Source organism: Agromyces capsici (assembly GCF_058349965.1).
Genome location: NZ_JBYRET010000001.1, coordinates 2687352 through 2712758 on the forward strand (window position 1 = coordinate 2687352; position 25407 = coordinate 2712758).

General features: G+C 73.4%; 22 protein-coding genes and 1 tRNA gene. 14 read left to right on the plus strand and 9 right to left on the minus strand.

The window, feature by feature from the left end; translation table 11 throughout:
* Positions 1 to 24: 24 nt before the first annotated feature.
* From AC3RKB_RS12520 to AC3RKB_RS12545, 6 genes are all read right to left on the minus strand, one after another.
* Entirely contained in the window at positions 25 to 867 is an 843-nt protein-coding gene (locus tag AC3RKB_RS12520) for an arginase family protein (protein WP_491436472.1), read from the minus strand.
* A gap of 48 nt (positions 868 to 915) precedes the next feature.
* Positions 916 to 1530 (minus strand): J domain-containing protein, encoded by a 615-nt coding sequence (locus tag AC3RKB_RS12525; protein ID WP_491436473.1) that lies wholly within the window; start codon positions 1528 to 1530, stop codon positions 916 to 918.
* Between the two features lie 80 nt (positions 1531 to 1610).
* Positions 1611 to 2351, minus strand: a complete 741-nt coding sequence (locus AC3RKB_RS12530; protein ID WP_491436474.1) for a PspA/IM30 family protein — start codon at positions 2349 to 2351, stop codon at positions 1611 to 1613.
* A 56-nt stretch (positions 2352 to 2407) separates the two neighbouring features.
* Positions 2408 to 4381, minus strand: a complete 1974-nt coding sequence (locus AC3RKB_RS12535) for a TPM domain-containing protein (RefSeq protein ID WP_491436475.1) — start codon at positions 4379 to 4381, stop codon at positions 2408 to 2410.
* A 244-nt stretch (positions 4382 to 4625) separates the two neighbouring features.
* Positions 4626 to 4698, minus strand: a tRNA-Arg gene (locus AC3RKB_RS12540).
* Positions 4699 to 4759: 61 nt separating this feature from the next.
* Positions 4760 to 5380 carry an iron ABC transporter ATP-binding protein gene (locus tag AC3RKB_RS12545; protein WP_491436476.1) on the minus strand — a complete coding sequence of 207 codons (621 nt, stop codon included), beginning with the start codon at positions 5378 to 5380 and terminating at the stop codon, positions 4760 to 4762.
* 39 nt (positions 5381 to 5419) lie between these two features.
* Here AC3RKB_RS12545 and AC3RKB_RS12550 point away from each other — a divergent pair, with 39 nt between their 5' ends.
* The 11 genes from AC3RKB_RS12550 to AC3RKB_RS12600 all read left to right on the plus strand — a co-directional run bounded on the left by AC3RKB_RS12550 (position 5420) and on the right by AC3RKB_RS12600 (position 19631).
* Positions 5420 to 7093, plus strand: a complete 1674-nt coding sequence (locus AC3RKB_RS12550; protein ID WP_491436477.1) for an arginine--tRNA ligase — start codon at positions 5420 to 5422, stop codon at positions 7091 to 7093.
* Between the two features lie 11 nt (positions 7094 to 7104).
* Positions 7105 to 7911: an LmeA family phospholipid-binding protein gene (locus tag AC3RKB_RS12555; RefSeq protein WP_491436478.1), complete on the plus strand. Its 807-nt coding sequence runs from the start codon at positions 7105 to 7107 to the stop codon at positions 7909 to 7911.
* A gap of 37 nt (positions 7912 to 7948) precedes the next feature.
* Complete coding sequence (locus AC3RKB_RS12560) at positions 7949 to 9631, plus strand: LuxR C-terminal-related transcriptional regulator (RefSeq protein ID WP_491436479.1); 1683 nt, start codon at positions 7949 to 7951, stop codon at positions 9629 to 9631.
* A 72-nt stretch (positions 9632 to 9703) separates the two neighbouring features.
* On the plus strand, positions 9704 to 10117 hold the full coding sequence (locus tag AC3RKB_RS12565; protein WP_491436480.1) for an ester cyclase: 414 nt from the start codon (positions 9704 to 9706) through the stop codon (positions 10115 to 10117).
* Positions 10118 to 10299: 182 nt separating this feature from the next.
* A complete protein-coding gene (lysA, locus tag AC3RKB_RS12570; protein ID WP_491436481.1) occupies positions 10300 to 11739 on the plus strand; it encodes a diaminopimelate decarboxylase in 1440 nt (479 codons plus the stop codon).
* Positions 11736 to 13046: a homoserine dehydrogenase gene (locus AC3RKB_RS12575; protein WP_491436482.1), complete on the plus strand. Its 1311-nt coding sequence runs from the start codon at positions 11736 to 11738 to the stop codon at positions 13044 to 13046. Before lysA ends, AC3RKB_RS12575 begins: the two co-directional genes overlap by 4 nt.
* Positions 13043 to 14140 (plus strand): threonine synthase, encoded by a 1098-nt coding sequence (thrC, locus tag AC3RKB_RS12580; RefSeq protein ID WP_491436483.1) that lies wholly within the window; start codon positions 13043 to 13045, stop codon positions 14138 to 14140. The genes AC3RKB_RS12575 and thrC overlap by 4 nt, the downstream gene beginning before the upstream one ends.
* Positions 14137 to 15096: a homoserine kinase gene (gene thrB, locus AC3RKB_RS12585; RefSeq protein WP_491436484.1), complete on the plus strand. Its 960-nt coding sequence runs from the start codon at positions 14137 to 14139 to the stop codon at positions 15094 to 15096. The genes thrC and thrB overlap by 4 nt, the downstream gene beginning before the upstream one ends.
* 317 nt (positions 15097 to 15413) lie before the next feature.
* Positions 15414 to 17492, plus strand: coding sequence for a transcription termination factor Rho (rho, locus tag AC3RKB_RS12590; RefSeq protein ID WP_491436823.1), 2079 nt, complete (start codon positions 15414 to 15416; stop codon positions 17490 to 17492).
* 3 nt (positions 17493 to 17495) lie between these two features.
* Positions 17496 to 18572, plus strand: a complete 1077-nt coding sequence (gene prfA / locus AC3RKB_RS12595) for a peptide chain release factor 1 (protein ID WP_491436485.1) — start codon at positions 17496 to 17498, stop codon at positions 18570 to 18572.
* A 381-nt stretch (positions 18573 to 18953) separates the two neighbouring features.
* Entirely contained in the window at positions 18954 to 19631 is a 678-nt protein-coding gene (locus AC3RKB_RS12600; RefSeq protein WP_491436486.1) for a hypothetical protein, read from the plus strand.
* Positions 19632 to 19988: 357 nt separating this feature from the next.
* On the opposite strand, the gene epsC is transcribed toward AC3RKB_RS12600, so the two are convergent.
* Both epsC and cysK read right to left on the minus strand, forming a co-directional pair.
* Positions 19989 to 20582 (minus strand): serine O-acetyltransferase EpsC, encoded by a 594-nt coding sequence (epsC, locus tag AC3RKB_RS12605; RefSeq protein WP_491436487.1) that lies wholly within the window; start codon positions 20580 to 20582, stop codon positions 19989 to 19991.
* Between the two features lie 30 nt (positions 20583 to 20612).
* A complete protein-coding gene (gene cysK, locus AC3RKB_RS12610) occupies positions 20613 to 21548 on the minus strand; it encodes a cysteine synthase A (RefSeq protein WP_491436488.1) in 936 nt (311 codons plus the stop codon).
* Positions 21549 to 21686: 138 nt separating this feature from the next.
* Between cysK and prmC the strand changes: the two genes are divergently transcribed.
* Positions 21687 to 22526 (plus strand): peptide chain release factor N(5)-glutamine methyltransferase, encoded by an 840-nt coding sequence (gene prmC / locus AC3RKB_RS12615; RefSeq protein WP_491436824.1) that lies wholly within the window; start codon positions 21687 to 21689, stop codon positions 22524 to 22526.
* A 24-nt stretch (positions 22527 to 22550) separates the two neighbouring features.
* Here prmC and AC3RKB_RS12620 read toward each other — a convergent pair whose 3' ends face one another.
* Positions 22551 to 23477 carry a TetR/AcrR family transcriptional regulator gene (locus AC3RKB_RS12620; protein WP_491436489.1) on the minus strand — a complete coding sequence of 309 codons (927 nt, stop codon included), beginning with the start codon at positions 23475 to 23477 and terminating at the stop codon, positions 22551 to 22553.
* 105 nt (positions 23478 to 23582) lie between these two features.
* On the opposite strand from AC3RKB_RS12620, the gene AC3RKB_RS12625 reads away from it, so the two are divergent.
* Both AC3RKB_RS12625 and AC3RKB_RS12630 read left to right on the plus strand, forming a co-directional pair.
* Entirely contained in the window at positions 23583 to 24506 is a 924-nt protein-coding gene (locus tag AC3RKB_RS12625; protein ID WP_491436490.1) for an ATP-binding cassette domain-containing protein, read from the plus strand.
* Positions 24503 to 25324: an ABC transporter permease gene (locus AC3RKB_RS12630; protein WP_491436491.1), complete on the plus strand. Its 822-nt coding sequence runs from the start codon at positions 24503 to 24505 to the stop codon at positions 25322 to 25324. Before AC3RKB_RS12625 ends, AC3RKB_RS12630 begins: the two co-directional genes overlap by 4 nt.
* The last annotated feature ends 83 nt before the right edge of the window (positions 25325 to 25407 follow it).

Genomic DNA, 25407 nt, shown 5'->3' on the forward strand with positions numbered 1-25407 from the left:
GCGGGCTACGGGCGGTTCGGCGCGTCAGGACGCGCCGGACGCGAGCGCGCCGACCAGGCGCAGGATCGTGGGCAGGTCGTCGATCGCCGCGTCGGGCGACGCGGGGGCGAACCCGGCGATCGAGGCGCCGGCCAGGGGGAAGCGCGCCACGACCTCTCGGATCAGCGCGACCAGCGAGTCGGGCTCGGCCCCGAAGGGCAGCGGATACGACAGCCCCGCGATCGCGGACGGGTCGAGCACGTCGAGGTCCACGTGCACGTACACGCGGGTCGCGCCGGTCGCCGCGACGGCCCGGACCGCCGCGCCGGGGTCGGCGAACTCGTCGATGCCGAGCACCGTCATGCCCTCGGCGTCGATGAATGCCTGCTCGCCGTCATCGATCGCCCGCACGCCGGCGAGCACGATGCGCGACGACGGCACGCGCTGGTCGCCCTCGAGGGCGAGGCCGTCGGCGCCCTCGCCCGCGATCGCGCGGAGCACCATGCCGTTGAACGCGCCCGACGGGCTCGTGTCGGGCGTGTTGAGGTCGGGGTGGGCGTCGAGCCAGAGCACGGCGATCTCGCCGGGATGCGCGGCGGCGGCCGCGGCGACGGGCGCGAGCGCGATGCCGCAGTCGCCGCCGACGGCGATGGGCGTGCCGCGCGCCGAGCCGAGGGCCTCGGCGGTGCGCTCGCGCACGCGCCGGACCGCGCTGTAGCGGTGGACGCCGGTGCCCAGCGCGTCACCCGCCTCGACCGGCACGTCGACGAGGACGGTCGCCGACGACGGCAGGTCGCCGTGGATCGCGTACGCGCCGTCGGCGTGGCTCATGGCGCGCGAGGACACGGAGCCCTGCCACTCGGGGACGACGAGGAAGGTGGCCGGCATGCATCCCAGTATGTGCCCCGGCGCGCCCGGGCACTACCGGTGCCGCCGCTACTGATCGGGGAAGCGCACGAGCCCCGCCTGGACGGCGAGCCCGACGCACGCCACCGCCATCAGCCCGAGCCCGAGCAGGCCCGTGATCGTGGTCGACGCGATCACCGCCGCACCGCTCAGGACCAGCAGGGCGAGTGTCGTCCACCACACCCATCGCCGGCGCGTGAGCGAGGTCGCGAGCGCGAACGCGACGAGCAGGCCGAGCCGCCCCCAGAGGTCGATCGGGGCGAGGATCGGCCCGGTCCCGGTCGAGAGCACCGCGCCCACGACCAGCACGAGCGCCCAGGCGCCGAAGAGCCACCAGCTGAACCGGGGGACCGGGACCGGGCGCGGCGCCGCGCCATCCGCATCGGGCCGTTCGACGACGATGCGGCCGGAGGTCTCGGGGTGCCGGCTCGCGAACGCGACGAGCACCTCGTGCGCATGCGCGACCTGGACGAACCGGGCGGCGGCGGCCGTCGCCTCCTCGACCGGGCGCCCCACGTAGCGGTCGGGGTGCAGGTCGCGCGCGAGCCGTCGGTAGGCGCGCTCCACCTCCGCCGGCTCCGCGCCGCGCGGAACGCCGAGGACCGCGGCGGCCTCCTCCGGGCTCATGTCGGGCACGCGCGCCATGCACGACTCCCTTCCCGGAAGGGGCGGAACGAACGGCGCGGATGCCGCGGGCGAGGGCCCGGCGGCATCCGCGCCCCGGATCAGGACCCCGAGATCTGGCCCTGCGACGAGCCGCCGGCCTTGAGCTCGGCGAGACGCGCCTCGACCTCGGTCAGCTCGCCGAGGTCGTCGAGCTCGTTGAACTGCGCGTCGATGCTCGACGCGGCGATCTCGGCCTGCCCGCGCGCCTTGGCCTCCTCGCGGCGGATCTTGTCCTCGAAGCGACCGATCTCGCTCGTCGGATCGAGGATGTCGATCGACTTGACGGCCTCATGCACCTGCTGCTGCGCCGCCGCCGTCTTCGAACGCGCGATGAGCTCGCTGCGCTTGTTCTGCAGGTCGACGAGCTTCTGCTTCATGCCGTTCAGGCCGCTCTTCAGCTTGTCGACGACCTCGGTCTGCGCGGCGATCTGCGGCTCGGCCGCCTTCGCCTCGTTCTCGGACGAGATCTGGCGGCTGAGGGCGACCTTAGCGAGGTTGTCGAACTTGTCGGCGCCGGCGGTGTCGCCCGCGGAGCGCAGTTGGTCGGCCTTGCGGCTCGCTGCGAGGGCCTTGTCGCCCCACTCGCGCGCGGCTTCGAGGTCTTCGCGGTGGTCGTCCTCGAGCAGGCGCAGGTTGCCGATCGTCTCGGCGATGGCCGCCTCGGCGTCGGCGATCGAGTTCGTGAAGTCCCGCACCATCTGGTCGAGCATGACCTCGGGGTCCTCGGCCTGGTCGATGAGGGCGTTGATGTTGGCTCGCAGGAGCTGCGAGATGCGTCCGAAGATGGACTGCTTGGCCATCCTGGTCTCCTTCCGGTTGAGTGGTCGTCAGTGCCGTGCGATCAGGTCGAGTCGGTTCAGAAGCGGCCCCCGCTTCCGCGTCGGCCCCGCGTTCCCGAGCCGCCGAAGCTGCCGGGGGAGCGCCCGCCGCCGAACCCGCCGCCGAACCCGCCGCTCCGGCCGCCGCCGCCGCCGAACATGCCGCCGCCGCCTCCGCCGAGGACCGAGTTGATGAGGATGCCGCCGAGGACGGCCCCGAACAGGTCGCCGCCCCCGCCGCCCCGCGACTGTGGGGCGCCGCCGTACCCGCCGTACCCCGCGCCGAATCCGCCCACGTCCTGTTGCGCCAGTGACATCGCCTGGCCGGCGAGCTGTTCGGCGCGCTGGGCCGACGTGAGCGCGCGGGCCGGGTCGGTCGTCGCGAGCGACTGCGACTCCACGAGCAGCCGTCCGGCCTCGGCGAGCCGCGTGCGCGCCTCCGACCCGATCGCGCCGCGCCGCGCGACGAGGTAGTCCTCCGCGGCCTGCACCTGCGAGCGTGCCGAGAGCAGCGTGCGGTCGAGCTCGGCGCGCGCCCGATCGGCGGCGACCTGCGCGTCGCGGGCGCCCTGCACGGCCTGGTCGATCTCGGCGTTCACCCGGTCGAGCCGGGCCTTCAGCTCGAGTGGTGCGCGACCGGGGCGGTCGAGTTCGGCGCGGATCGCCGACGATTCGGCCTCGACGCGGTCGGCGAGGCCGGCCAGGCGCCCGTCGGGCAGGCTTCGCGCGGTGCGCACGTCGGTGTCGAGGTCGTCGACGCCTGCGGCGATCGCGCGGTCGGCGGCGCCGAGGTCGGCGGCGAGTCGCTCGATCGCGGCGGTGAGCAGCTTCGCCTGGTCGGCCGCCTCCTCGGCGGCGCGGATGTCGACCGCGGCCGCGCTGGTCTCGCCACGGCCGATCGCGGCGCGCGCCGCCTCGATGGAATCGCGCGCGAACGCCACGCGTGCCCGGGCCTGCTCGGGGTTGTCGGCGACCGCGGCCAGCGCCGCGCCCGAGTACTGGGCGCCGAGCGCATGCAGGCGGGCGCTGGCGGGCGCGATCGCCTCGTCGGCCGCGCGCGCCGCCCGCTCGACGCGGGCGAGCGCGTCGGGCGCGTTCTGCTCGAGGGCCCGCAGCTCGTCGAAGCGGGCGGCCTCCTCGTCGAGCATGGCGTCGGCCTCGCCGGTCAGGGCGAGGATGCGCTCGTACCACTCGCGCTGCTGCGCCTCGGTGTCGGGTTCGTGGTCGTCGAGCCGCTGCTGGAGCGTGAAGGCCTCGCGGACCTTGGCCTTCGCGGTCTCGAGCGAGGCCCGGAAGCCGGCGGTGGCCTCCTCGCCGTAGGCGGCCACCGCGAAGCCGAGCTCCTCGTCGCTCGTCTTCAGCGCGTCGTCGGCCGCGACCAGCGCCCCGCCCGCCTGACGCCGGAGTTCCTCGACGGGCACCGGCGGCTGCGCTGGCGGGCCACCCGGGCCGCCCGCGCCGCCGACGGCGGCCTTCCGGCGACGGCGCGCGAGCACGATCGCCACGACCGCGATCACGGCCGCGCCGGCGAGCACGATCCAGAGCCATCCGAGGCCGCCGCCCCCGCCGCCTGAGCCGCCGCCGATCGCCTCGGCCGCGGCGATCGCCGCGCCGGCCCAGTCGCCGTCGCGCAGTTCGGGCTCGACGACCTGCAGCGAGATGCGGTCGATGTCCGCGGCCGACAGCGAGGCGTCCTCGGCGGCTGAGAGGTAGTACGCACGTCCGTCGATCGCGACGGCGAGCAGGTAGTCCTCGGTGCCCATGTTGTTCGCGTTCGCGGTGTCGGTCGCCCACGACGTGGCATCCTCGGGGTTCGTGAACTCGTCGACGTACGCGACGAACAACTGGCGGCCGCTCGCGTCGGCCGCTGCGTCGATCGCCGCCTCGACGTCGGCGAGCTCGCCGCCGCTCAGCGCACCGGCGGTGTCGACGACCGGGCTCGCACCGAACGCGACCGGGTCCTCGGCATGCGCCACCTGCGGCAGCGCGGCGAGGGCGACCCCGACCGCCACGGCCAACACGATCGAACCCCTGCGTACCGACCGCATGCGCACCCGTTGCCTTCCCCTCGGAGCGGATGTCTGGAGTCTATGGTCGGGTCGGAGAGCCCGTCCACGGATTCACGGCGGACGTTCAGACGACCTCCAGCGGCGGGCGTCGGCGACGCGCGCGACACGGGAGCGCGCCGGCGAGCGGCGCGGGAATCGGAACGAGCCGGGCCCTCAGTCGATCGACTGGACCCGGCTCTTCACGACGTGCCCCCGGAGGGATTCGAACCCCCGACCTACGGTACCGGAAACCGGCGCTCTATCCCCTGAGCTACGGAGGCGCACAGCCAGCAACACTACCACCTGCGAGGAGCCCCGCTCGGCACCGCGCGGGGCTCGCGATCAGCCCTGGGGGAGGTTGCCCAGCACGGATGCGACGAGCTGCTGCGCGTCGCCCGGCTCGAACAGCGACTCGGACTCCACGACGACCCAGTACTCGCCGCCGGTGAACACCTGCGCCTGGCCGACGCCGCCCGAGAGCAGGAAGAAGCCCTCCACGTCGGGCGGCGTGCCGTAGGTCGGCACCGCGTTGCTCGTCATCGCCGCCTGGCCGGCCTGCCGCTCGAAGGCGTTCGGCGGGAGGGTCGCGACGCCGACCTCGACGACCTCGCCGCTCGTCTGGTTGCTCCAGCCGCATGCGGTGCCCTCCGCGGCGACGACCTCGACGACGCCCGAGCCGGACGGCTCGTAATCGGGGGCGACGCCGAGGTTGGGGTTGAACGCGTAGACCTGGTCGGCCGTCAGCATCGCGTCGCACGCCATCTCGAACGGAACGGGCTCCTCGGTCGGCTCGGGCGTGGGCACGGCCGTCGCGGACGCGTCGGGTGCGGCCGTGCCGGACGGTGCGCCGCCGTCGGTGGGCGCGGCGCCCGGCGCGGTGCAGCCGGCGAGGACCAGCGCGGCGGTCGCGGCGGCGAGCGCCGTCGCGGCGGTGCGGGGGAGGAGGGCGTTCGGGCGCGGCATGCGGGACACCCTACCAACGGTGCCGGGTAGGATCTTCGAGTGACTCCCGCCGACCTCTCGCGTGCCCTGTTCGACCTCGTCACCGCCATGGTCGCGCGACGACGCGAGGCCGGTGACGAGGTCGTGCTCGACCTGGCGCCCGAGGCCGTCACGCTCGAGCGGCCGAAGCTGCGCGAGCACGGCGACTGGGCGTCGAGCATCGCCATGCGCATCGCCAAGCCGCTCGGCACGAACCCGCGCGCGCTGGCCGCCGAGCTCGCCGAGGGGCTGGTCGCGGTCGACGGCGTCGAGAGCGCCGAGGTCGCCGGTCCGGGCTTCATCAACATCCGGCTGGATGCCGCGGCGGCGGGTTCGCTCGCGAAGGCGATCGTCGAGCAGGGCCCCGCGTACGGCCGCGGCGAATCGCTGGCGGGCCGCGTGATCAACCTCGAGTTCGTCTCGGCGAACCCGACCGGTCCGCTGCACATCGGACACACCCGCTGGGCCGCGCTCGGCGACTCGATCGGCCGCGTGCTGCGCGCCGCCGGTGCGAAGGTCGCGAACGAGTACTACATCAACGACGCCGGCAACCAGATGGACAACTTCGGCGCCTCGGTGATCGCGGCGGCGAAGGGCGAGCCCACCCCCGAGAACGGCTATCCCGGCAGCTACATCGCCGACCTCGCCGCGCGCGTGCTCGAGCGCGAGCCGCACCTGCTCGAGCTCGACGACGACGTCGCGCTCCACACCGCGCGCGAGATCGCGTACGAGCTCCAGCTCGGCGAGATCCGCGAGTCGCTCGAGCGGTTCAACGTGCACTTCGACGTGTGGTCGAGCGAGCGCAGCCTGCACGCGAAGGACGAGGACGGCGTGTCCGCGATCGACGCCGCGGTCGAGCGGCTGCGCGCGCAGGGGCACGTGTTCGACGAGGACGGCGCGGTCTGGGTCCGCACGACCGACTTCGGCGACGACAAGGACAGGGTCATCCGTCGCGCCAACGGCGTCTACACGTACTTCGCCGCCGACGCCGCGTACTACCTCGACAAGGGCGACCGCGGCTTCGAGCACAAGGTGTACCTGCTCGGCGCCGACCACCACGGCTACGTGCACCGGCTGAAGGCGCTCGCGGGCGCGGCAGGCGACGACCCCGAGAAGGACATCGAGGTGCTGATCGGCCAGCTGGTGAGCATCAACGGCGCGAAGCTGTCCAAGCGCGCCGGCAACATCATCGAGCTCGACGACCTGCAGGCGTGGCTCGGCACCGACGCGCTGCGGTACACGCTCGCGCGCTACCCGGCCGACTCACCCCTCGCGATCGACCCCGAGGTGCTGCAGCGGCGCGGCAACGACAATCCCGTGTTCTACGTGCAGTACGTGCACGCGCGCACCACCCAGCTCGCGCGCAACGTCGCCGAGTCCGGCGTCGACCGCACGGCCTTCGCGCCCGAGCTGCTCGACCATGAGACCGAGTCGGCCCTGCTCGGCGCGCTGCAGGAGTTCCCGCGCATCGTCGCCCAGGCGGCCGAGCTGCGCGAACCGCACCGCGTGGCGCGGTACCTGGAGGAGCTCGCGGGCCTGTACCACCGCTGGTACGACAACTGCCGCGTGCTCCCGCTCGGCGACGAGCCCGTGACCGACCTGCACCGCACGCGCCTCTGGCTCAACGACGCCACGGGCCAGGTGATCCGCAACGGACTCGACCTGCTCGGCGTGTCGGCGCCCGAGCGCATGTAGCCTTCGGAGCCATGTCCGCCTCCGACGCCGAGACCGTCCGCATCGAGCCCCTCGCCGACCCCGACGGGCCCCGTCGACGTACGAGCGCGGGCGGCCGCGCGCTGATCGTCGTCGGCCTGCTGCTGGTGATCGTCGCGGGACTGCTCGTGCTCGTCGAGACGGTCGGCCGTGGCATCGCCGAGCGCAACGTCGCCGCGTCGATCGAGCAGGGCCTGCCCGAGGGCGTCGAGGGCGACGTCGACGTCGAGATCCGCGGTGTGTCGGCGCTGTGGCAGGTGCTCATGGGGCGGATGGACGAGGTCGTCGCGACCGCGCCCGCGCTCGACGTGTACGGGGTCCCGGTCGACGTCACGGTGACCGCGAACGGCGTGCCGCTCGCCGAGGGCGGCTCCGTCGAACGGGCCGACGTCGTCGCGAGCATCGACGAGGCGGCCGTCGACGCCATCGCCGAGTCGCAGGGCGTGCCTGGCGGTCTCGAGCTCGGCGACGGCACCGTCGCCTACAGCGACGAGGCGACCGTCCTCGGCTTCCCGATCGGCTTCACGATCACGGCCGAACCCGAGGCGGCGGGCGACCGCGTCCTCCTCACGCCGGTGGGGGCCGACATCCAGGCCGGTGGCGGGACGATCGACGCCTCGGGCCTCGTCGACCGCCTCATGGGCGGCGACCCGCTGCCCATCTGCGTCGCCGACCGGCTTCCCGAGGGCGTCGAGGTCGCCGACCTCCAGGTGACGCCCGAGGGCGCCACCGTGCGGCTCGAGGCGAGCGGCCTGCCCTTGGCCGAGGAGACGCTGGCCACGACCGGCACCTGCGGCTGACGCCGCCGCGGCGGCATCGCAGGAGCATACTTGCCTCATGGGCGGGCCGGCGCAGGGCCGCCTCGCCGCCGGTGAGCGGGCACTGGAGACGGGCGACTGGGATGGAGCCGCGGCGCACTTCGGTGCGGCGGCCCTCGAGACCGAGGGCGCCGACGCCTACGCCGGACTCGGCAGCGCACGATGGTGGCAGGGCGACGTCGAGGGCGCGTTCGAGGCGCGCACCCTCGCCTACCGTGCGCTGCGCCGGGAGGGCCGGCTGGCGGAGTCGGCGTCGACGGCGGCGTGGCTGGCGCGCGAGCATCGCCGGCTCGACCGCGACGACGTCGTCGCCGACGGCTGGCTGTCCCGGGCGCGGACCGTCGCCGACCTCGCGGGGGACGCCGCCGTCCGCGGCTGGGTGGACCTCGCGGCCGCCGAAGCCGCCGGATCGCTCGTGCTCGTGCGCGGGGCGGTGGGCGCAGCGCGGCGCACAGGAGATGCCGACCTCGAGATCGTCGCGCTGGCACGTGCCGCCGTGATGGAGGTGATGGCGGGCGAGGTCGACGACGGCATCGCCCACGCCGACGAGGCGATGGTCGCTGCCATCGCCGGCGAGGGACGGGACCCGCAGAGCGTGGGGGAGGCGTGCTGCGCGATGGTCGAGATCGCCGAACTGCTCGGCGACCCCGAGCGCTTCGGCCGGTGGGCCGAGATCGTGGTGGGCTACCGTTCCTCGCACGCCTTCCCGCCGCTGACCGCCCGTGCGCACGGGCGGCTCACCGACGTGGTCGGCGCCTTCTGCGGCGCGTGCTGCGGCGGCATGCTGCTGATCAGCGGGCGGCTCGACGAGGCCGAGGGCGAGATCCTCGGCGCGATCCAGGCGCTCGGGGGCGGACGCGCCGGTCCGCGATGCGTGCATCCCGTCATCCAGCTCGCCGAGCTGAGGGTCGCCCAGGGGCGGGTCGAGGAGGCCGCCGTCCTGCTCGAGGAGGTCGCCGACCTGCCGGAATCCGTCCGCCCGATGGCGGCGGTCGACCTCGTGCGCGGACTGCCCGGCCGTGCGGCCGGCCGGCTCCGCGGCGGCGGGGCGGCGCTGGCCGATCGACCGATCGTCGCGTTTCCGCTCAGGCTGCTCCTCGTCGATGCCGAACTCGCGGCGGGCGACCTCCCCGCGGCGGACGCGGCGGCGACCGAGGCGACCCGCATCGCCTCGCTCACCGCGAGCCGACGCCACGGAGCCGCCGCCGAGTTCGCGGTCGCGAAGGTCGCGACGGCCCGAGGCGATCCCGAGGGCGCGTCCATGCTGCGCGCAGCGTCAGCACGACTCGCGGCCGCCGGCCTCGGGCTCGAGTCCAGCCGGGCACGGCTGGCGTACGCCCGCGCATGCCTGCCGGGGGATCGCGACACGGCGGCGATCGAGGCGGCGGCCGCGTTGACGGCGTTCGAACGCGTCGGTGCGGACGGCGACGCCGACGCGGCATCCGAGTTCCTGAGGCTCATCGGGGTCAGGGGACGCACCGGGCGGAAGCGTCCCGGCCGGCTGAGCGACCGCGAGGTCGAGGTGCTGCGGCTCGTGTCGATCGGGTTGTCGGATGCCGAGATCGGCGAACGCCTGCACATCAGCCGGAAGACCGTCGGCCACCACGTCAGCAGCATCCTCGCGAAGCTCGACGTGCGCAGCCGCACCGAGGCGGCCGCGTACTCGGTGCTCCACGTCTTCACGGAACCGGCCGCGGAATAGGGAGGACTCCCGATGCTCCGGGCCGGCGCGAGTGCGAACGTCGGAGATGAGGAATGGAAAGGAGGGAGTGCGATGAGCATCGAGACGAAGGCCGTGGCCTCCCGGTTCTACGCGATCCTGGGTGCGCACGACCTCGGCGCCCTCGACGAGGTCTGCTCGCCGCAGCTGCGCGGGCACGCCGGCGCCGGACACGACCTCGCCGAGTTCCGCGCCGCGGTCGGCGGATTCATCGCCGCGTTCCCCGACCTGCGGATCGACGTGCGACACCTCGTGGCGGAGGACGACATGGTCAGCACGTGGGTCACCTACGAGGGGACGCACCACGGCGAGTTCGCCGGCGTGCCCGCCAGCGGCCGGCAGATCAGGATCGCCGTATGGGATCTCATACGGATCTCCGACGGCAGGATCGTCGAGCTCACGGAGTACTGCGACCTCTTCGCGCTCATGAATCAGATCGGTGCGCTGCCCACGGCGACGCCGGCCTGAGGCCGCCGTCGGGCGGATCCGCGGCGCGGTCGATGCGTCGCGGATTCGGCCCGCCGTCGGGGCGTCGGTAGACTCGCGGGTGAGTCGCCCCACAAGGGCGGCGCGCAGCAGGCTTCAGGAACCAATCCGGGTTCGCTCGCCGCGAGCGACCCGTCGATTCTTCCGTCCCGTGAGGTTTCCCCGTGGCATCCACCGAAGCAGTACCCGGTCGGCTCCGCGCGCCCGACGACCCCAACGCCCTGGCGCCGCAGGTGTGGCCCGAGCGCGCGCACCGCGACGCCGACGGGCGCCTCGTGATCGGCGGCATCCCGGCGACCGAACTCGCCGCGCGGTTCGGCACGCCCCTCTACGTGGTCGACGAGGCCGACGCCAGGGCACGTGCGGCCCGCACCCTTGCCGCGTTCGAGGCGGCCGCGGCATCCGTCGGCACGACCGTGACGGTGTATTACGCCGGCAAGGCCTTCCTCTCGGGCGCCATCGTGCGGTGGGTCACCGAGGCCGGCCTCGCGATCGACGTGTGCACCGGCGGCGAGCTCGCCGTCGCGCTCGCCGCGGGGGCCGACCCGTCGCGCATCGGCTTCCACGGCAACAACAAGTCGGTCGCCGAGATCGAGCGCGCGGTCGCCGCCGGCGTCGGCGCGATCATCATCGACTCCGAGGTCGAGATCGAGCGGGTGGCGGATGCCGCGGCGCGCGCCGGCCGCGTGCAGCGCGTACGCCTCCGCGTGAACAGCGGTGTCCACGCCTCGACGCACGAGTTCCTCGCCACCGCCCACGAGGACCAGAAGTTCGGGGTCTCGCTCGAGCGCGCCGCCGAGATCGGCACCCGCATCCGCTCGCACGCCTCGCTCGACTTCCTCGGGCTGCACTGCCACATCGGCTCGCAGATCTTCGACTCGGCGGGCTTCGCGGAGTCGGCCGAGCGGCTCCTGGCCGCGCACGCCGAGCTCGCGCGCGTCGCTCCGCTGCCCGAGCTGAACCTCGGCGGCGGGTTCGGCATCGCCTACACCGCGGCCGACGATCCCGCTCCCATCGAGGAGATCGCGCGCGGCATCGCCGAGGCGGTCGCGCACGGATGCCGCGACCGCGGCGTGCCCGTGCCGAAGCTCGCCTTCGAGCCCGGACGCTCCATCATCGGCCCCGCCGGCGTCACCCTGTACACCGTGGGCACCGTCAAGCCCGTACCGATCGCCGACGGCGCCTGGCGCCACTACGTGTCGGTCGACGGCGGCATGAGCGACAACGCGCGAACCGCGCTGTACGGGGCCGACTACACCGTGCGACTCGCAGGCCGGGTCTCGTCCGAGCCGGCGGCGCTGGTGCGCGTGGCCGGCAAGCACTGCGAGTCGGGCGACATCGTCGTCGACGCCGACTACCTCCCGCACGACGTCGCGCCCGGCGACCTCCTCGCCGTCGCCGCGACCGGCGCGTACTGCTGGTCGCTCGCGAACAACTACAACCACGTGCCGCGCCCGCCCGTCGTCGCCGTGCGCGACGGCGTCGCGCGGGTCATCGTCCGCGGCGAGACCGAGGCCGACCTGCTCGCCCGCGACGCGGGCCTCGACGACGTCGTGGCCGACGACCCCGGCCACGACGATGACGCACACGGAGTCACCGCATGATCGAATACCGTTCCATCCGGGTCGCGCTGCTCGGCGCCGGCTCCGTCGGCTCCCAGGTCGCGCGCCTGCTCCTCGAGCAGGGCGACGAGCTGGCCAACCGCATCGGCGCACGCCTGGAGCTCGTCGGCATCGCCGTGCGCGACGTCGACGCGCAGCGCGACGTCGACCTGCCGCGCGAGCTCTTCACGACCGACGCCGAGTCGCTCATCGTCGGCGCCGACATCGTGATCGAGCTCATGGGCGGCCTCGAGCCCGCGCGCACGCTCGTGCTGAAGGCCATCGCAGCGGGCGCCGACGTCGTCACCGGCAACAAGGCGCTGCTCGCCACCCACGGCCCCGAGCTGTTCGCGGCGGCCCAGCAGGTCGGGGCGCAGCTGTCCTACGAGGCGGCGGTCGGCGGTGCCATCCCGATCATCCGGCCGTTGCGCGACAGCCTCGCCGGCGACCGCATCGAGCGCATCCTCGGCATCGTCAACGGCACCACGAACTTCATCCTCGACCGCATGGACACGACGGGCGCGTCGCTCGAGGACGCGCTCGCGACCGCGACCGAACTCGGCTACGCCGAGGCCGACCCGACGGCCGACATCGGCGGATACGACGCCGCACAGAAGGCCGCGATCCTCGCCAGCCTGGCCTTCCACACCACCGTGCCCGTCGAGGCCGTGCACCGGGAGGGCATCACGGGCGTGACCGCGGCGCAGGTCGAGTCGGCCAAGCGCGCCGGCTACGTCGTGAAGCTGCTCGCCATCTGCGAGCGCCTCACCGACCCCGAGACGGGCGAGGAGGGCGTCTCGGCGCGCGTCTACCCCGCCATGGTGCACCGAACGCATCCGCTCGCCGCGGTGCACGGGGCCAACAACGCGGTCTTCGTCGAGGCGCACGCCGCCGGCCCGCTGATGTTCTACGGCGCCGGCGCGGGCGGCGTCCAGACCGCCTCGGCGGTGCTCGGCGACCTCGTCGCGATCGCCCGCCGCCACGTGCTCGGGGGGCCCGGCACCGCCGAGTCGACGCACGCCGAGCTGCCGGTGCTCGACATCGGCCGCATCACCACCCGCTACGCCATCACGATCGAGGCCGCCGACCAGCCCGGCGTGCTCGCCACCATCGCGCACGCGTTCGCCGACCACGGGGTCAGCGTCGGCGAGCTCGTGCAGACCATCAACGACGGGACCGGGCGGGCTACGCTGGTCATCGGCACCCACGAGGCGCGTGAGTCCGCGCTCGCCGAGACGGTGCGCGCGCTCGCCGACAGCCCCGTGGTCACCTCGGTCGCATCCGTCATCCGAGTCGAAGGAGCAGAGTGAACCACCAGGCAACCAAGGCGCCGTCCCGGCAGTGGCGCGGCGTCATCCGCGAGTACGCCGATCGGCTCGACGTGACGGATGCCACGCCCGTCGTCACCCTCGGCGAGGGCGGCACGCCGCTGCTGCCCGCGCCCGCGCTCTCGCGTCGCACGGGCGCCGACGTGTGGGTCAAGTTCGAGGGCATGAACCCGACCGGCTCCTTCAAGGACCGCGGCATGACCATGGCCGTCACCAAGGCGGTCGAGCGCGGCGCCGAAGTCGTCATCTGCGCCTCGACGGGCAACACCTCGGCGTCGGCGGCGGCCTACGCGACGCACGCCGGGATCAAGGCCGCCGTGCTCGTGCCCGAGGGCAAGATCGCCATGGGCAAGCTGAGCCAGGCCATCGCGCACGACGCGAAGCTCATCCAGATCCAGGGCAACTTCGACGACTGCCTCGACATCGCGCGCGACCTCGCCGAGAACTACCCGGTGCACCTGGTCAACTCGGTGAACAACGACCGGATCGAGGGCCAGAAGACGGCCGCGTTCGAGGTCGTCGAGGTACTCGGCGACGCTCCCGACTTCCACTTCATCCCGGTGGGCAACGCCGGCAACTACACCGCGTACACGCGGGGGTACCGCGAGGACATCGCCGCGGGCAATGCCACGCGGCTGCCGCGCATGTTCGGCTTCCAGGCGGCCGGCTCGGCGCCGCTCGTGCTCGGCGCGCCCGTGAAGCACCCCGAGACCATCGCGAGCGCCATCCGCATCGGCAACCCCGCATCGTGGCACCTCGCGCTCGAGGCCCGCGAGGCCACCGACGGCTACTTCGGCGCCATCGAGGACGACAAGATCCTCGAGGCGCAGCGCATCCTGTCGGCCGAGGTCGGCATCTTCGTCGAGCCCGCATCGGCGATCAGCGTCGCGGGCCTGCTCGAGCGTTCCGCCGCGGGCCAGGTCCCGAAGGGCGCCCGCGTGGTGCTCACGGTGACCGGGCACGGCCTGAAGGACCCGCAGTGGGCGCTGCGCCGACCCGACGGCTCCGAGGTGCAGCCCACCGTCGTCCCGGCCGACGTGGCGCACGTCGCCCAGGTGCTGGGGCTCGCGTCATGAGCCCCGCGGCGGAGGCGAGCGCCGCGCTCGCGCCCGAGCTCGCCGGCCGTCGCGTGCACGTGAAGGTCCCCGCGACCTCGGCGAACCTCGGGCCCGGGTTCGACACGCTCGGGCTCGCGCTCGCACGCTACGACGAGCTCGACGTCGAGGTCATCCCCGAGGGCCTCGACATCGAGGTGCACGGCGTCGGCCAGGGCGAGGTGCCGCTCGACGAGTCGCACCTCGTGGTGCGGGCGATCGCGCACGCCTTCGCGCACTACGGCCTCGAGCTCCCGCCGCTGCGGCTGGTGGCGCACAACGCCATCCCGCACGGGCGGGGGCTGGGTTCGTCCGGCGCCGCGATCGTCGCGGGCATCATGGCCGCGAAGGGCCTGCTCGAGCCCGAGATCTCGATCTCGCCCGACGAGCTGCTCGAGCTCGCGACCGAGCTCGAAGGGCACCCCGACAACGTCGCGCCGGCGCTCTTCGGCGGCCTCACCATCGCGTGGGTCACCCCCGAGGGCCCGCGCCACAAGAAGCTCATGGTGCACCGCGGCGTCTCGCCGCTCGTGCTCGTGCCCGAGCACGAGATGTCGACCGCGCTCGCCCGCAGCCTGCAGCCGACGTCGGTGCCGCACGAGGATGCGGTGTTCAACGTCTCGCGCTCGGCGCTGCTCGTGGCCGCACTCATCCAGAGCCCCGAGCTGCTGCTCGCGGCCACCGAGGACAAGCTGCACCAGCGCTACCGCGCCGAGGCGATGCCCGAGACCGATCGCCTGATCCGCGTCCTGCGCGCGGCCGGGCACCCGGCCGTCGTGTCGGGCGCGGGCCCGTCGATCCTCGTGCTCGCGAGCGACCCGAGCGAGCGCGCCGACGCGATCCGCCTCGTGGAGGGCGCCGCCGAGACCGCGTGGCAGGCGCTGCCCCTCGCGGTCGACTTCCTCGGCGCGACGGTGCACCCGGCCGACGAGGACTGACCTCGATCCGATCGGGGCGAGGCCGCGCCATCCCGTGATGCACGGCGCGGCGCGTGGTCGGGCGGCCTGACCGCTGGTGCTAGACTGGCAATGCACCCGGCAGGCGCAGCGTTCGCGCACCGGCCGCATCGTGCAATTCCCGGCATCTCATGCTTTCGCCCACGCGCAGGTCTGCGCCTCGTGCGCACCGCCTTCGCGTGCCAGCGACCAGCTCTCCTCGGCCAACCCAGATTCCTGGCGAGGGGAAAGGACGAAACCCAGTGACCAACGGAACCGACTACGCCGAGGGCGTGGCGAACCGCACCCGCCTGACCGCCATGAAGGTCGCCGAGCTCCAGGAGCTCGCCGCCTCGCTCGGCATCGCGGGTGCATCGAAGCGTCGTAAAGGAGAACTCGTGGAGTTGATCTCCGCCCACACCGACGGCACCGGCACCGCCGAGCTCGACGAGGTCGTCGACGCCGCGGCTCCGGTGCTCGACGAGCCCGCCCTCGCCGAGGCGCCGACGCTCGACGAGCCCGCCCTCGTTCCCGCGGAGGCCGCCGAGGCGCCGACCGAGGCCGCCGAGGCTGCGCCGGCCGAGGCAGCACCTGTCGAGGACGCACCGGCCGAGGCTGCCGCGCCCGCCGCGCCGCAGGCCGAGCCGACCCGCCGCGGCCGCCAGCCGCGCCGCGCCACGAGCGCGACCGCCGCCGCGCAGCACGCCAACGCCGGCCTCTCGGGCGTCGAACTCGTCCCGGCGCAGGCCGCCGAGCCGACGACCGACGAGGCGCGTGAGGCGGCCCGTGCCGCCGTGCGCGAGCAGCTCGCTGCCGCGACGGGCGAGGCCCGCCCGGCCGGCGAGGCCGAGGGCGAGGGCGGCGAGCAGCCGGCACCCGAACCCCGCCAGGGGCGCAGCCGCAACCGCGGACGCCGTGGCGGCGACCGTGGCGACCGAGTCGAGACGCAGAAGGCCGAGCAGGGCGAGCGCCAGGGCGGAGAACGCCAGGGCGGCCGCAAGGCCGACGAGCAGGCGGAGCCCGAGCGCCAGGGCGGCCAGGGCGAGTCCGACAAGGGCCGTCAGGAGCAGGGCGGCCGCGGCCAGCAGGGCCGCGGCGACCAGCAGTCGCGCGGCGAGCAGCAGCAGGCCGAGGGCGAGGGCGGCCGCCGCAACCGGTACCGCGACCGCAAGCGTCGCGGCCAGGGCGTCGGCGACGAGGTCGAGCCCGAGATCCTCGACGACGACGTGCTCGTGCCCATCGCGGGCATCCTCGACGTGCTCGACAACTACGCCTTCGTGCGCACCTCCGGCTACCTGCCGGGCCCGAGCGACGTGTACGTCTCGCTCGGCCAGGTGAAGAAGTACCACCTGCGCAAGGGCGACGCGGTCGTCGGCGCGATCAAGCAGCCGCGCGAGGGCGAGGGCAACACGCGCCAGAAGTACAACGCGCTCGTCAAGATCGACTCGGTCAACGGCCAGACCGCCGAGGAATCGGCCGCGCGCATCGAGTTCGGCAAGCTCACCCCGCTCTACCCGCAGGAGCGCCTGCGCATGGAGACCGAGCCCACCAAGCTCACCCAGCGCATCATCGACCTCATCGCGCCGATCGGCAAGGGCCAGCGCGGCCTGATCGTCTCGCCGCCCAAGGCCGGCAAGACGATCGTGCTGCAGCAGATCGCGAACGCCATCGCCATCAACAACCCCGAGGTCCACCTCATGGTCGTGCTCGTCGACGAGCGCCCCGAAGAGGTCACCGACATGCAGCGCACGGTGAAGGGCGAGGTCATCGCGTCGACCTTCGACCGTCCCGCCGAGGACCACACGACGGTCGCCGAGCTCGCCATCGAGCGCGCGAAGCGCCTCGTCGAGCTCGGCCACGACGTGGTCGTGCTGCTCGACTCGATCACGCGCCTCGGCCGTGCGTACAACCTCGCGGCACCGGCCTCCGGCCGTGTGCTCTCGGGCGGCGTCGACGCGTCGGCGCTCTACCCGCCGAAGCGCTTCTTCGGCGCGGCGCGCAACATCGAGAACGGCGGCTCGCTCACCATCCTCGCCACCGCGCTCGTCGAGACGGGTTCGAAGATGGACGAGGTGATCTTCGAGGAGTTCAAGGGCACCGGCAACTCCGAGCTGCGCCTCTCGCGCCAGCTCGCCGACAAGCGCATCTTCCCGGCGGTCGACGTCAACGCGTCGTCGACGCGCCGCGAGGAGATGCTGCTCTCGCCCGACGAGGTCAAGATCACCTGGAAGCTCCGTCGCGCGCTCGCCGGGCTCGAGCCGCAGCAGGCCCTCGAGGCCGTGCTCGGCCGCCTGCGCGAGACGCAGTCGAACACCGAGTTCCTGCTGCTCATGCAGAAGTCGGCGCCGGTCGGCGGCAACGGCAACGGGCACGGGCACGAGTCCGACCACCACCGCTGATCCATGTTCGAGTCCGTCCAGGCACTGATCTCCGAGCACGCCGCCCTCCAGGACGAGCTCGCCGACCCGGCGCTGCACGCCGACGCCGCGCGCGCGAAGAAGGTGAACCGGCGCTATGCCGAGCTCAGCCGGATCGTCGCCGCGAACGCCGCCTGGCAGCAGGCGCAGGACGACCTCGAGGCGGCCCGCGAGCTCGCCAGGGAGGACTCCGCGTTCGCCGAGGAGGTGCCGGCGCTCGAGGAGGCCCTCGCCGAGTCGCAGGAGAAGCTGCGGCGACTGCTGATCCCGCGCGACCCCGACGACGGCCGCGACGTGATCATGGAGATCAAGGGCGGCGAGGGCGGTGCCGAGAGCGCGCTGTTCGCGGCTGACCTGCTCCGCATGTACGTCCAGTACGCGCAGTCGAAGGGCTGGAAGACCGAGCTCCTCGAGTCCGACGAGTCCGACCTGGGCGGCTACAAGAACGTGCAGGTGGCGATCAAGTCGAACGCGACCGATCCGTCGCAGGGCGTGTGGGCGCACCTGAAGTACGAGGGCGGGGTGCACCGCGTCCAGCGCGTGCCCGTCACCGAGACGCAGGGACGCATCCACACATCGACCACCGGCGTGCTCGTCTTCCCCGAGGTCGACGAGCCCGAAGAGGTCGAGATCAACCAGAACGACCTCAAGATCGACGTGTACCGCTCGAGTGGCCCCGGCGGCCAGTCGGTGAACACGACCGACTCGGCGGTGCGCATCACGCACGTGCCGACCGGGATCGTGGTGGCGATGCAGAACGAGAAGTCGCAGCTGCAGAACCGCGAGGCCGCCATGCGCGTGCTCCGCGCCCGGCTGCTGGCGCGGCAGCAGGAGGAGCTCGCGGCCGCGGCGTCCGATGCGCGCAAGTCGCAGATCCGCACCATGGACCGCTCCGAGCGCATCCGCACGTACAACTTCCCCGAGAACCGCATCGCCGACCACCGCACGGGGTACAAGGCGTACAACCTCGACCAGGTGATGAACGGCTCCCTCGAGCCCGTCATCGAGTCGGCCGTCCGCGCCGACGAGGAGGCGCGGCTCGCCGACCTCGGCGACCGGTAGCGCGCACCGGGCGCGCGCCCGCGCCGCGTGCGGTTGCGCGCCGGCGCCCACCCCCGTAGCGCCACGTCGACGCCCTCTGCGCCAGTCGGACTGGCGCATTGGACGGCGAACTGGCGCAGGCGAGCGGGGCGACTCGTCCTCCACATGGCACGACGGTGTCCACGAACCCTCACTCGCGACGGATGGCACGGGTCCAGCCCGTCGGCGGAGGAGGCTCGGGGCATGGATCCGGATGCGTTCCCGGCGGGCTCAGGCGGAATCATCCCGTCCGCGCGAGCTCGATCTGCCGGCGTCTCGGCGTCACTCCTGACGGCGCGCGATGCCGGACATCTCGTGGCGATCCGGCGCGGCATGTACCTCCCCACGGCAGGGTTGGAAGAGATGACGGCTGCGGATCGGCACCGCGCGCAGGCCTTCGCGGTCGCCCACCGACGACCCGGCGTCGTGTTCGCCGGCTTCACGGCCGCGCTGCTGCAGGGGCTGCCGATCGTGGGCGCGGTGCCCGCCGACGTCACCGTCCTCGCGAAGGCGCGATCCGGTCGGAAGCGCAACGGCGTGGTCGAGATCGTCCGCCACGAGACCGCTCACGTCCTCACCAGCGACGGCGTCGCCACGACGGGGCCAATCGCGACGGTGCTCGAGGTGGCGCGAACCCGACCGCTGCTCACCGCCCTCGCGGTCGCCGATGCCGCGCTGCATCGCCCGCGCATCGAGGACGGCGAGCCGCTGTGCACGATCGAGCAGCTTCGCACGGCGTTCGCGGCCCTGCTGCCGTTCCCGGGCAGCCGCAGAGCCGAGGCGCTGCTCGCACGTGCGACGCATTTGGCCGACACACCCCTCGAGACGCTCAGCCGCCTGCGGTTCGAGGAACTCGGCTTCCCCGCGCCGGTCCTGCAGTGGTCGGTCATGCGTCCGCGCACCCGCTCGCTCGCGTACCTCGACTTCGCGTGGCCCGAGCACCGCGTCTGGGGCGAGGCGGACGGCAACGGAAAGTACCTGGGCGACGCGAAGCGGGACGGTGATCGCCGGTCCATCGCGGACATCGTGCGCGAGGAGTAGGCGCGCGAGAACGAGGTCAGGGCGGCGACGGGCTGGGCCTGCGCCCGATGGGACTGGTCGGAGGCATGGAAGCCGGCGTCGCTCCGCGACATCCTGTTGCAGGCCGGGCTTCCGCGCCTGCGCTGACCCGTTCGGCGCCCCGCCGCCCCGAGCGGCGCGCTCGACGCGTGCGCGAGATACGCGCCCGCTGCGCCAGTGGGATGGCGCGGAGGTCTCCGAAGTGGCGCGGGCGGGGGAGAAGGCGCCGCGGCGAGCCGGGCGACCGCGCCCGACGAGTGCGCCAGTTGCGCGTCGCCTGCGCCATTCGTAGTGGCGCGCAGGGTGTCGAAGTGGCGCGGGCCGATGCAAGGGGGCGCGTCAGATGTGGAAGTCGACGTGCCAGTCGTGCACGCCGCGCGCGGCATCGGCCGTCGCCGGCGAGAGCGGCCTCGCGACCGCCGGGATCCCGACGAGCAGCGAGTGCGGCGGCGCCCCCTTGGTGACGACCGCGTTCGCGCCGATGGCGCTGCCCGCACCGATCTCGATGTCGCCGAGGACCTTCGCGCCCGCACCGACGGTGACGCCGTCGCCGAGGGTGGGATGGCGCTTGGAGCCCTTCGGGGCGCCACGCGGCGCCTTCCCGCCGAGCGTGACGCCGTGGTAGAGCATGACGTCGTCGCCGACGACCGCCGTCTCGCCGATCACCACGCCCATGCCGTGGTCGATGAAGAAACGGCGGCCGATCGTGGCGCCGGGGTGGATCTCGATGCCCGTGAGGAATCGCGTGAGCTGCGACACGACGCGCGCCGGCAGCCGCAGCACGGGCACCTGCCACATGCGGTGCGCGAGCCGGTACGCCCAGATGGCGTGCAGGCCCGAGTAGGCGAGCACGATCTCGATGCGGCTGCGTGCCGCGGGGTCGTGGGAGCGAGCGGTCGCGATGTCTTCCCTGAGACTGACGAGGATTCCCACCGGTTCAGTCAAGCAGATGCCGGAGGCGGGTCAGTCGAGCAGGCCCTCGTAGAGCACCGTCGAGAGGTAGCGCTCGCCGTAGCTGGCGAGGATCACCACGATGGTCTTGCCGGCGTTCTCGGGACGCTTGGCGAGCTGGGCGGCCGCGTACGCCGTCGCACCCGACGAGATGCCGCCGAGGATGCCCTCCTCGACGCCGAGGCGCCGGGCGGTCGCGACCGCCTGGTCGATGTTCACGTCGATGATCTCGTCGTAGACCTCGCGGTCGAGGATCGACGGCACGAAATTCGCGCCGATGCCCTGGATCTTGTGGGGGCCGGGCTGCCCGCCGTTGAGGATCGGCGACTCGAGCGGCTCGACGCCGACGATCTTCACGTCGGGCTTGCGCTCCTTGAGCACCTGGCCGACGCCCGAGAGCGTGCCGCCCGTGCCGATGCCCGAGACGAAGATGTCGACGCCGCCGTCGGTGTCGTTCCAGACCTCCTCGGCCGTGGTGCGCCGGTGGATCTCGACGTTGGCCTGGTTGTCGAACTGCTTCGCGAGCACGGCGCCGGGGGTCTCGGCCGCGATCTGCTCGGCGCGGGCGACGGCGCCCTTCATGCCCTCCGCACCGGGCGTGAGCACGAGCTCGGCGCCGTAGGCGCGCAGCAGTGCGCGCCGCTCCTTGCTCATGGTCTCGGGCATCGCGATGATCACGCGGTAGCCGCGGGCCGCACCGATCATCGCGAGCGCGATGCCGGTGTTGCCGCTCGTGCCCTCGACGATCGTGCCGCCGGGCTTGAGCTCGCCCGAGGCCTCGGCGGCGTCGACGATGCCGATGCCGAGGCGGTCCTTGACGCTCGCGGAGGGGTTGTAGAACTCGAGCTTGCCGAGCACGGTCGCGCCGGCGCCATCCGTCACCTTGTTCAGCTTGACCAGGGGCGTGCGGCCGAAGGCCTCGGTGATGTTCTCGTAGATCTGAGCCATGATGCTCCCTCTCGTGACGCGGGCGTCGTGCCGCGCTCCAGCATACGGAGCGGGGGTCGGGCGGGGGAGTGGGTTACATTCCATTGCGTGAATGCTCGTCCCGCCGCCCCCTCGCCCGAGTCGCGCCCGCTCCGCGAAATCCGCGACGAGACGGTGCGCGCGCTCGCGGCGGCCGGCGTGCCCGACGCCGAGGTCGATGCCGACCTGCTCATCGGGCATGTGCTCGGCCTCTCGCGCGGTGGCGTACAGGCGCGGCTGATCGTCGGCGGCGAGATGGGGGCGACGGATGCCGCGGCACTCGCCGAGCTCGTCGCGCGCCGCGCGCGCCGCGAGCCCCTGCAGCACCTCACGGGCCGCGCGGCGTTCCGCTCGCTCGACCTCGCCGTCGGCCCCGGGGTGTTCGTGCCGCGTCCCGAGACGGAGCTGCTCGCGCAGCTCGCGATCGACGCGCTCCGGGCCGCCGCTGAGCCCGAGCCGATCGCGCTCGACCTCGGGTCGGGCAGCGGTGCGATCGCACTCGCGATGGCGACCGAGGTGCCCCATGCGCGCGTGTGGGCGGTCGAGAACTCGCCCGCGGCGTTCCCCTGGACGCGGCGCAACGTCGAGGAGGTGGGCGCGCCGAACCTCGAACTCGTCTTCGGCGACCTCGCCGTGGCATTGCCCGAGCTCGACGGCCGCGCGGCCGTGGTCGCCTCGAACCCGCCGTACATCCCGGCCGGGGCGATCCCGCGCGACCCCGAGGTGCGCCTCTACGATCCCGAGCACGCGCTGTACGGCGGCGAGGACGGCCTCGACGTGGTGCGCGTGCTCTCGCGGCGCGCGCTCGAGCTGCTGCATCCGGGCGGCACGCTCATGATCGAGCACGGCGAGGCGCAGGCGGCCGAGATCGCGGCGCTGCTGTCAGGCGACGGATGGCACGCCATCGCGCACCACCGCGACCTGACCGGGCGCGACCGCGTGACGACCGCGCGGCGCTGACGCGCGGCATCCGCTGCCCGGCGTTCAGCGGGACTCGTGCCGTGCCCGCGCCTCGCGCACGGCCTGGCGCTCGAGCTTGCGGGCGTCGCGGAGCCGCTTCTCGGCCTCGCGAACGGACTTCCGCGCCTCGCGGACGCGCTTGTCGGCCGCGATCTCCGGGGCCTCGCGGTCGCTCGGCGCGGCGGCCGGCCGAACCCCGCCGGCGCGCCGGCCGATGTAGTCGGCGACCCCGTCGAGCACGCGCTCGAGCCCGAACGCGAACGGGTCCTCGCCCTCGGCGAACACGCCGGCGTCGACCGCGCGACGCAGCGCGGGGAACTCCTCCGCGCTCACGAACGCGTCGAGGATCGCCGACCTGCCGTCGTCGATCGCCTGCGGGTCGATGCCCGCCTCGCCTGCGGCGACCTCGTAGGAGTGCTCGATCGTGCTCTGCCACCGCAGCTGGCCGGTCAGCAGCAGGATGATCGCGACGCGCTCGTCCTCGTCGAGGGGTGCGCCCGAGAGGGCCTCGAGCATGGCGTCCATCCACGCGAGGTTGTTGGGCGTGATCGGCGTGCCCTGGATCGGGATGTCGAGCAGCCAGGGGTGGCGGCGGTGCACCTCGACCTGCGCGTGCCCGATGCCCCGGAGTCGCCCGCGCCAGTCGGACGGGTCGAGCTCGGGGTCTGGTTCGGGCGGCATCCCGATGCCCTGCTCCTGCATGAGGACGAGCAGATCGTCCTTCGCCGTGACGTACCGGTAGAGCGACATCGTGGTGTAGCCGAGCGACTGCGCGACCCGGCTCATGGAGACGGCCGCGAGGCCCTCGGCGTCAGCGATCTCGACGGCCGCATCGACGATGCGCTCGATGCTCATCTCGCGCTTGGGGCCGCGCTGCGGGTTGGCGGCGACGCCCCACGCGAGGGCGACGCCGCGCGGCAGCTCGGGCTCGACGGGTGTCTCGGCGGTCATCCGGCTCCAATCGGCGGCGAGTGCTTGCGTCCATCCTAGAACTGTGTATTACTTAAACCGCTGTGGACTACATACACAGTTTATCTCGTACACGAAAGGGTGACCATGAACCTCGCGATCGACGCGCGCGGCATCGCCAAGCGGTTCCGCGCGGTCGAGGTCCTCGACGGCCTCGACCTCGCGGTCGCCGCCGGCAGCGTGTTCGCCCTCCTCGGGCCGAACGGCTCCGGCAAGACGACCACCATCAACATCCTCACGACGCTCGTCCGGCCCGACTCCGGCACGGCCACGGTCGCGGGCGTCGACCTGCTCGCAGACCCGGACGGCGTCCGGTCCCGCATCAGCCTCACCGGTCAGTCGGCCGCGGTCGACGAGGTGCTCACGGGGCGCGAGAACGTCGTCACGCTCGCGCGGCTCTCGGGGCTGGGCGCACGAGCCGCGACCGCGCGCGCCGACGAGCTGCTCGAGCGCTTCGACCTCGCCGACGCCGCGGCGCGCCGGGTCGGAACCTACTCCGGCGGGATGCGGCGGCGGCTCGACCTGGCGATGAGCCTCGTCGTGCCGACGAGCGTGATCTTCCTCGACGAGCCGACCACCGGACTCGACGCGCGGAGCCGGCAGGAGCTCTGGCGCATCATCCGCGAGGTCGCCGACGCCGGCGCCACGGTGTTCCTCACCACGCAGTACCTCGAGGAGGCCGATCGGCTCGCCGACCGCATCGCCGTACTCGACCGGGGCCGGATCGCCGCCGAGGGCACGGCCTCGGAGCTCAAGGCGCAGGTCGGCGGCGACGTCGTCGAGCTCCTCGGACCCGACGACCAGGTGCTCGGCGAACTGCCCACCGACGGCACCGTGCACGGGCTCCGTGCCGCCGTCGACGAGCTCGACCGGCTCGCGGCCTCATCCGTCGAGGGCGCCCGGGTCGCCATCCGCCGGCCGAGCCTCGACGACGTGTTCCTCGCCATCACCGCGCGGCCCGACGAGCGGGCGCGCGAGGCCGACCTCATCGGAACGAAGGGCCGATCATGACCACGCTCACCCACGCTCCCGCCGCCGTTCCCGCCACCGCCGCCGCCGTGCGGGCCCGTCCGTCCGGGCTCACCGCGGAGGCGGTCTTCATCCGGCGGAGCATCACCCATTCGCTCCGCGACACCGAGGCGCTGCTCATGGCGGTGTTCCTGCCGACCATGCTCATGCTGCTGTTCACCTACGTCTTCGGCGGGGCGCTCGACCCGTCCGGCGGCTACGTCGACTACGTCGTGCCGGGCATCATCCTGCTCTGCGCGGGGTTCGGTGCGAGCTCGACGGCCCTCTACGTCGCGCGCGACATGACCACGGGGATCATCGACCGCTTCCGCACGATGCCCCTGCGCGCGGGTGCCGTGCTCACCGGCCACGTCGTCGCGAGCGTGCTGCGCAACCTGTTCGCGACCGGCGTCGTGATCGCGGTCGCGCTGCTCGTCGGCTTCCGGCCGACGGCGACGCCGCTCGAGTGGGCGGCCGCGATCGCGCTGATCGCCCTGTACATCCTCGCGATCACCTACCTGTTCGCGGCCATCGGCCTCGCCGCCGCCAGTCCCGAGGCGGCGAACGCGTACGGCTTCATCCTGCTGTTCCTGCCCTACCTGTCGAGCGCGTTCGTGCCGGTCGACACCCTGCCCGACTGGCTCGCCTGGTTCGCCGAGCACCAGCCGATCACCCCGGTCATCGAGGCGATCCGGAGCCTGCTCATGGGCACGCCGATGGGCGACGCGGCCTGGTGGGCCGTCGGCTGGTGCGCGCTCCTGATCGCGGTGGCCGCCGTGTGGGGTGCATGGCTGTTCCGGCGCAAGGCGGGACGCCGCTGACGCGTCGGCAGGCGAACGACGGATGTCGCGGGGCCGGCCGGCGCCGCGACATCCGTCACGCCCAGCCCTCGGCGCCGCGTCAC

Bases quoted from the DNA above. Each gene is read 5' to 3' on its own strand.
- AC3RKB_RS12520 (WP_491436472.1), bottom strand. From the start codon at position 867: ATGCCGGCCACCTTCCTCGTCGTCCCCGAGTGGCAGGGCTCCGTGTCC.
- AC3RKB_RS12525 (WP_491436473.1), bottom strand. From the start codon at position 1,530: ATGGCGCGCGTGCCCGACATGAGCCCGGAGGAGGCCGCCGCGGTCCTC.
- AC3RKB_RS12530 (WP_491436474.1), bottom strand. From the start codon at position 2,351: ATGGCCAAGCAGTCCATCTTCGGACGCATCTCGCAGCTCCTGCGAGCC.
- AC3RKB_RS12545 (WP_491436476.1), bottom strand. From the start codon at position 5,380: ATGCCGCGCCCGAACGCCCTCCTCCCCCGCACCGCCGCGACGGCGCTC.
- AC3RKB_RS12555 (WP_491436478.1), top strand. From the start codon at position 7,105: ATGTCCGCCTCCGACGCCGAGACCGTCCGCATCGAGCCCCTCGCCGAC.
- AC3RKB_RS12560 (WP_491436479.1), top strand. From the start codon at position 7,949: ATGGGCGGGCCGGCGCAGGGCCGCCTCGCCGCCGGTGAGCGGGCACTG.
- AC3RKB_RS12565 (WP_491436480.1), top strand. From the start codon at position 9,704: ATGAGCATCGAGACGAAGGCCGTGGCCTCCCGGTTCTACGCGATCCTG.
- AC3RKB_RS12575 (WP_491436482.1), top strand. From the start codon at position 11,736: ATGATCGAATACCGTTCCATCCGGGTCGCGCTGCTCGGCGCCGGCTCC.
- thrB (WP_491436484.1), top strand. From the start codon at position 14,137: ATGAGCCCCGCGGCGGAGGCGAGCGCCGCGCTCGCGCCCGAGCTCGCC.
- rho (WP_491436823.1), top strand. From the start codon at position 15,414: ATGAAGGTCGCCGAGCTCCAGGAGCTCGCCGCCTCGCTCGGCATCGCG.
- prfA (WP_491436485.1), top strand. From the start codon at position 17,496: ATGTTCGAGTCCGTCCAGGCACTGATCTCCGAGCACGCCGCCCTCCAG.
- AC3RKB_RS12600 (WP_491436486.1), top strand. From the start codon at position 18,954: ATGACGGCTGCGGATCGGCACCGCGCGCAGGCCTTCGCGGTCGCCCAC.
- cysK (WP_491436488.1), bottom strand. From the start codon at position 21,548: ATGGCTCAGATCTACGAGAACATCACCGAGGCCTTCGGCCGCACGCCC.
- AC3RKB_RS12620 (WP_491436489.1), bottom strand. From the start codon at position 23,477: ATGACCGCCGAGACACCCGTCGAGCCCGAGCTGCCGCGCGGCGTCGCC.
- AC3RKB_RS12625 (WP_491436490.1), top strand. From the start codon at position 23,583: ATGAACCTCGCGATCGACGCGCGCGGCATCGCCAAGCGGTTCCGCGCG.
- AC3RKB_RS12630 (WP_491436491.1), top strand. From the start codon at position 24,503: ATGACCACGCTCACCCACGCTCCCGCCGCCGTTCCCGCCACCGCCGCC.